This is a genomic window from Psychroserpens sp. SPM9 (assembly GCF_025153525.1).
In the GTDB taxonomy this organism is placed as follows: domain Bacteria; phylum Bacteroidota; class Bacteroidia; order Flavobacteriales; family Flavobacteriaceae; genus Psychroserpens.
This window is the reverse complement of record NZ_JANZNR010000001.1, coordinates 485,323-497,964: the sequence shown is the minus strand read 5'-3', so window position 1 is coordinate 497,964 and position 12,642 is coordinate 485,323. Positions and strand designations below refer to the sequence as shown.

Here is a 12,642-nt window from a genome sequence, read left to right as displayed (position 1 = left end):
ATTGAAAGTATTGTTTATATTTGCATCCCATTAATTAATGGAAGTTGCAGGCGTGGTGGAATTGGTAGACACGCTAGACTTAGGATCTAGTGCCGCAAGGTGTGAGAGTTCGAGTCTCTCCGCCTGTACATAGTAGGAAAGCTAACTCATACGGGTTGGCTTTTTTAGTGGGATTAACTGAAAATTAGTTAGAGACGAGAAGTTTATCCCGATATATGGAAATTCGGGAAGTCTCTCCGCCTGTACATAGTAAGAAAGCTAACTCATCCGGGTTGGCTTTTTTTGTGGGATAAAAAAACCTCCAGGTAGTACTTGGAGGCTTTTCAGGCTAATTCAAATCACTAATTAATCTATATTAAAGTTTAATAAGCTTCGTGGTTAATGTTTGGCCATTATCATTTTCAATTTTAACCAGATAAATACTCTGTGTTAAATCTGAAATATCATAGCTGTCAGTTTCAGTAAAATCACCATTAAAAGACTTTACCAGTTTTCCTGTGATATCAAATATCTGTAAACTGTTTAATGTCTTATTTGTTTTAAATGATGTGTTGACAGGATTTGGATAGATACTAAATGTTTGATGAGTATCAAATTCTCCAGTACTTAAAGTAGATGGTTGATTTCCAAAAATTCTAAACTGACCAGCAGGAATGGTTACAGTTGCTGCACTATAAGTTGTATTTCCAGTGTTATCCATAAGGTCATGCCAGTTACCAGCAATTGGGAACGATGTGTCTACAGTTTGTGATACAACATCAAAGTTAGCAAGTACGATGACATTTCTCAAACCAGTGACAGGAATAGAGGTGTCAAAAATATCAATACGTTGAATAAGAGAGGATGCACCTGTATTGTTATTAAAGGTATAATCACCTTCAAAAACAGGTTCATTAATTTTTAGCTCAATTAATCTTGCCCAATCGTCATAAATTTGTTTTCTATTAACATCACCTAACCAGTTTTCTGTCCATTGTGGTTGTGGTTTTGTATCTAGTTTACAGATAGGATTATTTACACTACCATCATTACAGGTAAATATGGAGTTGTCCATTCCTAAGGCAGCAAAATGCCATATCATTTTAGGACCAGGTACAGTTAAACTCACAGCACCTAAAGCAGGCATTCTAGATAATGCGGTGTTTAAGTCTCTAACATTATGAGATGGTGTAGATTGATTTCCAAAAGTCACATTTTTGTACATTAAACGTTCTTCATCATGGCTTTCAGGATATCCCATAACACGTGGACCGTTAAATTGTGTACGTGATTTGTGACCGACTCCTTCAATATTAGCAGGAAATCCCATAGTTAATTCATTGTAAGGATCTGTCATTTTCCCCCACATCATCACACCTTTTCCTTCGCCTAAACGATAGTTTGCCCATTCTTTTTCTTCATTCTGCGGACCTAAATGTTCAAAAATCACATAATGATCAGGGTCTAAAGACCAAGAATAATCAGCATAAGATTTAAGGATATCAACACGATCTTGCTGGTAGCTATTTGTACACCCTTCATTGTTTTCACAATTTTGAGTAAACCCTTTTGTTAAATCCCATCGAATCCCATCAATTTTGAAATTTGTAATCCAGTGTTTTAAAACACGTTTTACATAATCATTTGTAATAGGATTTGTAGTGTCATTATTACTTGCACTAGGATTGTTTGGTTCTTCTTCAGTATGACTAAAATCTGAACCCACATTATAGCTATGTTGAGGTGTTTGATTAAAATAAGGGTTTTCACTACTTGGATTTCCCCAACCATCATTATCAGGATCGTGCATCCACATACGAACCATCGGACTTCTTCCAAAGGCATGATTTATAGCTAAATCGAGAATGACTGCAATACCGTTTTGATGGCATAAATCAATAAATTCTCTAAATTTATCTTCAGTACCATAATACTTATCTAAAGCCATATGGAAGGAGGTATTATAGCCCCAACTTTCATTGCCTTCAAACTCCATTACTGGCATTAGTTGAATAGCATTAATATTTAAGTTTTTGAAGTAATCAATTCGGTCTATTAAATCTTGATAGCTTTTATTTGCATCAAAATCTCTTATTAAAACTTCGTAGACGATTAAGTCTTCTTCTTTTGGTTTGTCGAAGTTTGTTACTTGCCAGTTATATGGCGTTTGTCCTGTTTGCAAAACAGTAACTTCTCGTTCTTGACCAGCAGGATAGGCTGGTAAATTTGGATAGGTAGTTGCAGGGATGAAAGGATCATCAAAAGGAGATAATACTAAAGTTGAGTAAGGATCTGCAGTTTTAACCAAACCTGGTGAACCTGTTACAGGATCTGTGTCAAAGACCCAGTATTGATAGGTTTCAATATTACCAGATGTTAATCCTGAAAGTTCTATCCAATATTTCCCAGTATTTGGGTCACGCTTCATCGCATAAGCATTGGTAGGCGAATAATTATTAAAACTTCCTGCAACCAGAATATAGTCTTTTTTAGGAGCGTTTAAAACTAAAGTAGCTTTTGTTGGATCAGCATCATAATTAATACCGTCTTCAACGCCAGATGGTAAAGCTTCTTCAATTGTTGTTGCAATAACAAAAACATCAATTGATGCCTCTCCAGTTTCAGAAGTGCTTTGAGGTGATCCTACAAATCTATAGGTTGCGCTTTCAGTGATGTTCTGAATAGTTGCATTACAATTTGGAAATCCACAATTACCAGAAACTACAGGTGTTGTTTCTTCATTTCTAAAAATATCATACGATCCATTAACTGTAGTTGAACCTTGAAACAATATGGTAGCACTTACGGCTAAGTCATCTCCAGAATTTAAAACAACAGTAGGACTCGACGGTTGTGAAATGTTAATGGTGACACTTCCTATTGGGAAAATAAAATCGTTACAGCCATCAGCTTTTAGTTCTTGGCTTCCGTCTTCATTTCTAAACACCATACCAATTTGTGTTGCATCATCGGCTTGTTGCTGTGTTAAACCATAATACGTTTGTGGTGTAATTGTGATACTGTAGGTTCCATTTCCATTTGAGGTCATTTCACCAACACCATCATCTTGTCCCCAGTTCCCAACGACACTAAAACCAAAAGCATTAGAATTGTCTCCAATACCTGAATGCATATAAACAGATCCAGGATTGCTAATAGCATTGCAATTAGAATCTGAACTATTGATGTCGACTGTTATTGTAACAGATTCATCAACTTCAATAGCACCAACGTTAAGTGTAACTTGTGCATTTAGAAAAGCAGAACACAAAACGAATAAAAAGGATAATTTTTTTTTCATAGTTTTTTATTTTTAAAAAAAGGCCATGTGAATGACATAGCCTTTTTGTAATTAACACATATATTAAAATATACTATATTAATCTAAAGTTATCGTCTTGTTAACGGTATCAATAGTTAATAAATAAGTTCCTGTTGTTCCTAAAAATGCAAAGTTTGAATCATCATCATTTGCATTGACTAAGTCTGAGTCAAAAGTGTATCCATCATCTTCATAGAACGGATAGTTGCGACCAGAACCCCAATCGGTATTTACCGTAAAGAATCTAAAGTTATTGTTTGGTTCGTCTCCACCTAAGTTTTGTAAGGCGACGTTAGCTGTGTAAACACCATCGCTAGAGCATAAGATTTGAACTGGAGTATCCCAAGACCATCCTGCATCCACTAAACCAGCACCAACACCATAAAGTAAATCAAACTCACAAGTACCTGTAGCTTGAGCATCACTTAATGTTATGGTTTTAGTGTTTGTATCAATTTCTAAATAGTAGGTTCCTGTTGTACCTACAAAACCAAAGTTAGAATCATCATCCATAGCATTTTCAAATCCGGCGTCAATAGTATAACCAGCATCTGCATAGAACGGATAGTTACGACCAGAACCCCAATCGGTATTCACTGTAAAGAATCTAAAGTTATTGTTAGGTTCATCGCCACCTAAATTTTGAAAAGCAACGTTACCACCATATATACCATTTTCTACACAAGGTAATTCAACTGGAGTATCCCAAGACCAACCAGCATCAACAACGCCAGCACCTACTAAGTACAATTTCTCAAATTCACAAACGGCAGCAGCAACTTCACCTTCAGGTAAAACCATTGTCAAGGCTTGACCAGCTGAGAATGTTTCTAATCCACCAGTACCAGCAAAGGCTCTTAATCTGAAAGAAACAGATCCTGTATTAGGTGCTTCAGTTTCTGGATCATTATCTAGGCCAGCTTGAGCAGCAAATCCTAACATGTCTCCAACCGTAATTGCTATTTCATTAGCAGATGTTGAACCAACAGCAGCTGCATCTGAAAAATCACCAAGTATAGAACTTTGTAATTCGTAAGTAAAGTTAGTTGGAACACCAGCATCTGCTGAATCCCAAGTAAAACGTTCTGCTAAGTTTCCAGCAGTTTGAGCTGTTAATACATATTCGGCTTGAAATGCATTAGAGAAACTTAAGTCTGATTGCTCCGCAACGAAAACAACATCATCTTCAGTTTCGCAAGCGTTAAAGCCTAATAAGGCTATAAATAATAAGGTTAAAAATTTAATATTTTTCATGTTGTTTTATATTTAGTATCCTTCGTTTTGTTGTAAATTAGTATTGACTCCTAAGTCTGCTGCAGGAATCGGCATGATATCTCTAAAAGCTTCGGTAGTAACGCCTTGTTGAACGTTGCCTTTCCATTGCCAAATACCTTGGCTAGAAAATTGTCCGAAACGGATTAAATCTGTTCTTCTATGTGCTTCCCAAAATAATTCACGAGATCTTTCAGCAAGTATAAAATCAAGAGTTATATCAGCTTCAGTGATGTTTCCACTTGTATTGCCATAAGCTCTTTCTCTCAATTCGTTAATATAGTCTCTAGCTGTAGACATGCTTCCGCCGCCACCTCTTAAAGAAGCTTCTGCGTACATAAGATAGGCATCAGCCAATCTAAACATTGGGAAATCTGTATCTGGATGATCACCTGTGGTATCTGAACCAGCATTACCATTAACGTCAACATTTCTAAATTTCTCTACAGCGAAACCTTGGTTAAATGGAGACGTATCAAAGATGTCTTTTTCTTGGCCATCTGTATAAAATAAAGCTCTTCCATCAGCAGAGTTTTCTTCACCTGGAAATTGTTCAACAAATGTTGGTGTAGTTCTTACACCAAACCATCCACCATTGATACCAAAATCTGCAGGATCCATGGATCCTCCAACAGGCGCATGTACTAAAAATGTCATTCCTCCAAACGATTGCGTATTTAAACCATCAAAAGGAATTGTGAAAATCACTTCTTCTTGCGCTCCATTACTATCGTTATCTGCTAAGAATAACTGGTAGTATTCATTTGCTGGAATTGTGTATCCAGCTCCAATGATATTATTCGTATAAGTAACAACTTCGCTATATCTAGGAGTTCCTGTATATACTTCGGCATTAAGATACAGTTTAGCAAGTAACATCCAAACAGCAGCTTGATCGGCACGACCATATTCATTTTGTCTAGCAGCTACAATGTCTCCTTCTATATCTAATAATTCTCCTTCGATATAGTTAAATAAGTCTGCACGTTGGATTTGTTCTGGTAAGAATGCTCCAATAGGATCGGCTTCAGTAATGAAAGGTACATTACCAAATAAATCCATAGCATGCCAGTAACTTAAAGCTCTCATAAAACGAGCTTCAGCTCTATAGTCTTGGATTTGTGCTCTCAAATCGGCATCAACACCTCTCGAGTCTAATTTACTAGAAGTTGTTTGGCGTAAAAATTCGTTAGTTAAAGCAATTTGGTAAAAAACTCTACTATACATGGTTCTGATAAATTCGTTACCTGAGGTCCATGTTTGCGAGTGTAAATCTTTAATTGTTCCATCATTCCAACCGATAAGAGCTTCATCGGAAGTTAGTTGTTGCATTTTCCAATACAATCTTAAGTAATTGGAAAACCCTTCGTCTAATCCAGCTAAATCTGGATTACCAGCAGGACCATCTTGTCCGCTTAAAGAAATTCCAGCATATAGTTTTGCTAAGAATTGCTTATAGGCAGCAGGATCTTCAAAAGCTGCGTCTGCAGTGAGACGACCATCTTCAGGTTGTAAGTCTAAGTTGCTTTCACATGATTGTATGAATAATACCATCACAAAAGCAGCAAAAACAAATTTCAATGTTCTCATCATAGCTTTAAAATATTTATTAGTGTTCATTTTTCTTTTAGAATGTAAAGTTTAATCCTAAAACATACTGTTGAGGTCTAGGATAGAAATTATTATCAATTCCGTTATTGATTTCTGGATCAAGACCATCATACTTTGTAATTGTCAACAAATTTGTTGCTGTAAATGATGCTCTTAAGTTTACTTTTTCAAAAGGAATTAAATATCCAATTGATACGTTGTCTAATTTTACAAAATCGGCTCTCTGAATATAGGCATCAGAGAATAGGTTTTGATTTTGGAAATTGGTATCTAACACACTAGCATGTGCATTAGGATAATAGTTTCCTGGAGCATTGATTACAGTTGTTATATTTCCTCTGTCTGAAGCAACATTGTTGTACATGTAATTTCCAAAGCTACCTCTAAAGGTGAAACTAAAATCAAAGTTTTTATAACTCATGTTACTTGTAAATCCAGCAAAAACATCAGGTGTCGCTTTTTTATAAGCTTGTCTGTCTGATTCTGTAATTTGATTATCGCCATTAACATCTACGTAAGCACCTTCAATTGGGTTTCCTTGATCGTCATAAACTTGTCTAAATACGAAGAATGTTGTTGGGTCATAACCTGGTCTCCATAACTGGATGTTATTACCAACACCTCCAGAGATCCCTCCTTGTGGGATGAAAAAATCTGGATCTCCACTTAAGTTAAGTTTAGTAATTTCATAATCTTGTAAAGTGATATTGAATCCTAAGTCCCAGTTAAAGTTATCAGATTGAACTACTTTACCATTAAGGCTAAATTCTAAACCTCTACTTCTTGTACTACCAACGTTGGTTAATAATAAATCGGAAAGGTTTGAACCTGCTGCCGTAGGAATGGTTGCTAGTAAGTCGTCTGTTTCTTTATAGTAAGCATCAATAGTTCCTGTTAATCTCTCATCGAAGAAACCGAAATCTAAGGCTACGTTATATTGTGTTGTTTCTTCCCATTTTAAGTTTTCGTCAAATTCTTCTGGACGTAAAGTTGTTAAGAACTCGTTTCCAATTTGAACCGCTGCATCTCCAGTTCCAGGAGTATACAATCCTAAGAAGGCATAATTAAGTCCAATTTCTTGCTGACCAGTAACACCCCAACCAGCTCTTAATTTTAAGTTAGAGAAGAACGAGTCTTGCATAAAGTCTTCGTTTGATATTTTCCAACCAATTGAAGCTCCAGGGAAGCTACTCCATCTGTTATTTTCACTAAATCTTGAAGATCCATCTCGTCTATAGCTTAAAGATACTAAATACTTATCGGCTATATCAAAACTTGCTCTTGCAAAATAAGATTCTAATGCATTTCTGTTGACGTTTGGTAAACGCTCTACAAAAGTACCATTGTTTCCATTGTCTCTTCCACCTGATTGTCTGTAGAATTCTTGATACGCATGACCTAAGGTTAAATCCACATTCGTATTGATAGATTCCACATCACTTTTGTAATTGAAATAGAAATCTAAAGCCGTGTTTCTGTCTAAACCATCATAAAAATTCTGAAAGGCAACACCATTTGGGTTCGTTGGACTAACCGCATTAAATTGTTTACCATCGTTTTCAGAATAATCGATACCAGCATTCATGTTGAATCTTAAACCTTCTAAAAACCAAAGTTTATAATCGACATTGAAATTTGAAATAAATCTTTTGTTTTTTGATCTATTTTGATTGTTCTCTAATAAAAACAGAGGGTTTGTAGGCGCTAGTGTTTCGCCGTTATATTGGAAAAAGCTCCCATCAGGATTGTAAATAGACTGTGTTGGATCAAATGCAATTGCAGATCCTATAGCACCTCCATCAGCATAGTTGTATTCGTCAATAACACCTTTAGCGGTCAAGGTTAATTTTAAATCATTATCTAAAAAGCGTTGTACAAAAGATGTGTTTATCGCATTTCTTTCATATAAACCACCTCTTAAAACACCTTCTTGAGAAGCGTGGTTATAATTGACTCTAAAGTTGAAATTCTCATAACCTTTAGAAACTGTCAAGTTGTGAATAGCACCAATTGCTGTGGTGTATATTTCGTCTTGCCAGTTGGTATCGGCATTTCCTAATTCACTAGGATCAAATCCGCTTGCAGTTTGTGCAATAGCAGTAAACTGTTCAGCATTTAAAACATCTACATAGTCGGTTACTTCCTGAACCGATGCTTTTAAATCATATTCAAAAGTTAGAGGTGTATTTGTTCTTCCTTTTTTAGTAGTGATTAAAATAACACCATTAGAAGCTCTTGAACCGTAAATAGCCGTAGCAGAAGCATCTTTTAAGATTACAAAATCTTCAATGTCATTAGGGTTGATTGCATTTAATTGTCCTCTCACACCTTGAACACCTCTTTGGTCTAATGGAAGTCCGTCAACAACAATTAAAGGTGAGTTAGTTGCAGAAAGCGAAGCACCGCCACGAATTCTGATATCGGCACCTTCTCCTGGAGCACCACTGTTAGATGTTACTCTTACACCCGCAGATTTACCTGCAAGGAGTTGTTCAGGCGCAACGATTGCCCCTTTGTTAAATTCTTCGTCGCCTACCTTTTCTACGGCTCCAGTGGCATCTTGTTTTGTGGTTGATCCGTAACCAATTAAAACCACTTCGTCAAGTTGCCCAGCATCTTGTACCAATGCCACATTAAGTGGTGATTGACCTGTGTAAGTGATTTCTTGTGTGGTGTATCCTAAGTAAGAAAATACTAAGATGTCCCCTTGGTTTACTGTAATTGAATAATTACCATCAAAATCTGATGATGCTCCAGTAGTTGTACCCTTAACAAGGATATTAACTCCAGGAAGAGGTAATGCGTTAGCTTGATCTGTTACTGTACCTGTTGCTTTAGTTTGACTAAAGAGTGATGCAGGAATTAAAAATACCAGTAATAATAAGCTATTTAAAAATGTCTTCATAAAATATTTTTAAAGTTAGTTGCTTTAGTTAAATTGATTTATATTTTCACTTCTTGGGTTAAATCTATGTAAATTTTAGGTGTGTTTTTTGTTATCCCTTTATTTTTGGGCAACGCAAACGTTTTCGTGTTGAAAACTTTTTAGATTTTAACAGTAACTAACTTAAAATGATAGAAAATTATTGATTTTGCAATAAAATAATATCTTTATTGTCATATTGTAACTGAAAATAATTTTTTTTCAATTACAAAACAAGTTTTTGTTTAATTTTAACGCTTAAAAATTAAACATATATAATCCCTAATAATTACCCTATTAATGAAAAGAAAAGTAACGCTTAAACAAATTGCTAAAGAATTAGATGTTTCTATTTCAACTGTATCGAAGGCACTTCGGAATAGTGTTGAAATTAGTGAAGATACACGCCAAAAAGTTCAAGCATTTGCTAAACTTTATAATTACAGACCTAATAACATTGCCTTAAGTCTGAAAAACAGAAAAACCAAAACCATAGGTATTATTATACCAGAGATTGTACATCATTTCTTTTCTAAGGTGATTACCGGTATAGAACTGGTAGCAAATAAAAGAGGCTATAATGTTATCGTTGGTTTATCTAACGAATCTTTTGATAAAGAAGTTATCAATATGCAAATGCTGGCCAATGGCAGTATTGACGGTTTTATCTTGTCTATTGCTAAAGAAACTCTACAGCAACAGGATTACCATCATTTTACCGAAACAATTAATCAAGGGATGCCTATCGTTATGTTTGATCGCGTTATTAATGAAATTCCCTGTGATAAAGTGATTGTTGATGATATCAAAGGCGCCAAATTAGCCGTAGAAAAACTCATTGGTAATGGTTGTAAAAATATAGCTATTATCACCACTAAAGATTATATTAGCGTTGGAAAACTCCGTACTCAAGGTTATTTGGAGGCATTAGAAGATCATAAGATGAGTCCTAAATCATCCCTTATTTTAAAAGTCGATGACAAGTTATTATCCGAAAACCATTTAGACGAACTCGAAAAAGAAATTGAACAACTCTTTAAATCTAATAAAAACATAGATGGCGTTTTTGCGGTCAACGAATTATATGCAGTCACAGCTATGAAGGTCGCTAGAAAACTAGACTTAGAAATTCCTGAGGCGCTTCAAGTTATTAGTTTTACCGATGGTGTTTTGTCTAAACATTCCACACCAAGTCTAACGACGGTGAGTCAACACGGACAAAAAATTGGGGAGAAAGCAGCCGATTTGTTAATCAATAGATTAGAGCTAGATGATACTGATGAAGCCGAAGAAGATCACTATGAAACTGTAGTTATTGAAACCGAACTCATTGAAAGAGAATCGACCAAATAATAGATTTAACATAGATTAAATAAAAACTTTACTATATTTACACCCAAATCAAAACTTATATTTTCACTTCTACATTTAAGTTTTGATAAGTTTTATCGCTTGTCAATAGTATTAATTTAAACATACTATTATGCAAAAGCGCACACTAGGTTTCTGGGAAATTTGGAACATGAGTTTCGGTTTCTTAGGGATACAAATGGGTTTTGCCCTTCAAAATGCCAACGCAAGTAGAATTTTACAAATTTTTGGAGCTGACGTTCACCAGTTATCATGGTTTTGGCTAATTGCGCCTTTTATGGGGCTAATTGTACAACCCATTATTGGTCATTACAGTGATAATACCTGGACAAGATTTGGCCGTAGAAAACCATTTTTTCTTATTGGAGCCGTATTAGCATCTGTAGGAATGATTTTAATTCCTCAAGCTGATTTTATGATTGCAATCCTTCCAGCATTATGGGTTGGAGCAGGAATGCTTATGATTATGGATGCCTCTTTTAATATAGCAATGGAGCCATTTCGTGCATTGGTAGCTGATAATCTATCAGATGAACAAACCACAAAAGGATTTAGTATTCAAACCGCATTAATTGGTATTGGTGCAGTTATAGGGTCTTGGTTGCCTTGGATGTTAGCGAACTGGTTTGGAGTTGCTGAAGTATCAGACGAAGGTACAGTACCAGCTAATTTGTTATGGTCTTTCATTATTGGAGCTATCGCATTAATTGGTTCAATTTTAATTACCATTTTCACGACAAAAGAATATTCGCCAGAAGAGTTAGCTCAATTTGAAGCAGCTAAAAATCCTGATGCGATAATTGAAAAAGATAACCTACGAAAAGCTAAGCTAACAGATATTTTTGACGATTTTCGAAAAATGCCCGAAACGATGAAACAATTAAGCTGGGTTCAGTTTTTCTCTTGGTTTGCATTATTTGGGATGTGGGTTTTTGCTGTTCCAGCAATCGCGCAACATATTTATGGTTTGCCGCCTGAAGACTCGAGTAGTGAAACTTATCAACAAGCTGGGAATTGGGTTGGTATTTTATTTGGAATCTATAACGGTATTTCAGCAATATTTGCATTCCTTTTGCCAGTCATTGCTAAGAAATTGAGCCGAAAGAAAACACATGCCTATGCATTATTTATTGGAGGCTTAGGCTTAATATTGATTTATTTCATGCCTAACGAAAACTGGCTGATATTACCAATGATCTGTATTGGTATTGCTTGGGCTAGTATACTATCTATGCCTTACGCCATGTTAGCGGGATCTATTTCAGCAAATAAAATGGGGGTTTATATGGGGATATTTAATTTTTTCATCGTAATGCCTCAAATTATTAATGGAATAATTGGTGGTCCGCTCGTAAAGTATGCCTATGGTAATCAAGCAATATTTGCCTTAGTAATTAGTGGGATTAGCTTTATAATAGCAGGATTGTTATCCTTTAAAATAAAAGATAAAAAAGACATCGTAAACAATGCATAAAAAAGGATTCATATTTGACCTCGATGGTGTCATCGTCGATACTGCAAAGTATCACTTTTTAGCTTGGAAAAAATTAGCCCAAAGTATTGGTGTCGATTTTTCTGAAGCACAAAATGAACAACTCAAAGGTGTGAGCCGTGTTCGTTCATTAGAAAAAATATTAGCATGGGGAAATAAAACCCTGTCTGAAGATGAATTCATGAAACTCATGGGTTTAAAAAATGATGACTACCTAAGTTATATTAATAAAATGGATGCTTCTGAAATTCTTCCAGATGTGTCTAAAACACTTGATTTTTTAATTGAACAGAAGCAAGCTATTGCCTTAGGTTCGGCAAGTAAAAATGCAACACCAATTTTAAAGAAAGTTCATCTTTTTGAAAAATTTGAGGCCATTGTTGATGGTAACGATGTGTCTAAAGCAAAGCCCGATCCCGAAGTGTTTCTAATTGGAGCCAAACTTCTAAATGTCAAACCTGAAAACTGTATCGTCTTTGAAGATTCGGTTGCGGGCATTCAGGCGGCCAACACAGCTCATATGTTGTCTATTGGTATTGGAGATAAAACAGTACTTCACGAAGCCGATTTTATAGTTAAAGATTTTACCGAAATATCTTCAGAATTTTTGCTGAATATCATTTCTGGAAACATAGAAAAAACAAAACAAGTAAACAGTTAAAACTGATTTTA

At 35.4% G+C, this 12,642-nt stretch carries 7 protein-coding genes and 1 tRNA gene; 4 read left to right on the top strand and 4 right to left on the bottom strand.

Annotated elements, in window-relative coordinates:
- Window positions 1-46: 46 nt before the first annotated feature.
- Window positions 47-128: transfer RNA gene (locus N4270_RS02090), tRNA-Leu, on the top strand.
- A 227-nt stretch (window positions 129-355) separates the two neighbouring features.
- Here the strand turns inward: N4270_RS02090 and N4270_RS02085 are convergent.
- From N4270_RS02085 to N4270_RS02070, 4 genes are all read right to left on the bottom strand, one after another.
- Window positions 356-3,280 (bottom strand): alpha-amylase family glycosyl hydrolase, encoded by a 2,925-nt coding sequence (locus N4270_RS02085; protein ID WP_260095137.1) that lies wholly within the window; start codon window positions 3,278-3,280, stop codon window positions 356-358.
- A gap of 78 nt (window positions 3,281-3,358) precedes the next feature.
- The gene (locus N4270_RS02080) at window positions 3,359-4,555 is read right to left on the bottom strand and encodes a SusE domain-containing protein (protein WP_260095136.1); all 1,197 of its coding nucleotides are present in this window, start codon (window positions 4,553-4,555) and stop codon (window positions 3,359-3,361) included.
- Window positions 4,556-4,567: 12 nt separating this feature from the next.
- On the bottom strand, window positions 4,568-6,166 hold the full coding sequence (locus N4270_RS02075; protein WP_260095135.1) for a RagB/SusD family nutrient uptake outer membrane protein: 1,599 nt from the start codon (window positions 6,164-6,166) through the stop codon (window positions 4,568-4,570).
- A gap of 34 nt (window positions 6,167-6,200) precedes the next feature.
- The gene (locus N4270_RS02070; protein WP_260095134.1) at window positions 6,201-9,089 is read right to left on the bottom strand and encodes a SusC/RagA family TonB-linked outer membrane protein; all 2,889 of its coding nucleotides are present in this window, start codon (window positions 9,087-9,089) and stop codon (window positions 6,201-6,203) included.
- A 318-nt stretch (window positions 9,090-9,407) separates the two neighbouring features.
- Here N4270_RS02070 and N4270_RS02065 point away from each other — a divergent pair, with 318 nt between their 5' ends.
- From N4270_RS02065 to pgmB, 3 genes are all read left to right on the top strand, one after another.
- A complete protein-coding gene (locus N4270_RS02065; RefSeq protein ID WP_260095133.1) occupies window positions 9,408-10,460 on the top strand; it encodes a LacI family DNA-binding transcriptional regulator in 1,053 nt (350 codons plus the stop codon).
- A 130-nt stretch (window positions 10,461-10,590) separates the two neighbouring features.
- Window positions 10,591-11,952 carry an MFS transporter gene (locus N4270_RS02060; RefSeq protein ID WP_260095132.1) on the top strand — a complete coding sequence of 454 codons (1,362 nt, stop codon included), beginning with the start codon at window positions 10,591-10,593 and terminating at the stop codon, window positions 11,950-11,952.
- Window positions 11,945-12,631 carry a beta-phosphoglucomutase gene (gene pgmB, locus N4270_RS02055; protein ID WP_260095131.1) on the top strand — a complete coding sequence of 229 codons (687 nt, stop codon included), beginning with the start codon at window positions 11,945-11,947 and terminating at the stop codon, window positions 12,629-12,631. Before N4270_RS02060 ends, pgmB begins: the two co-directional genes overlap by 8 nt.
- Window positions 12,632-12,642: the final 11 nt, after the last annotated feature.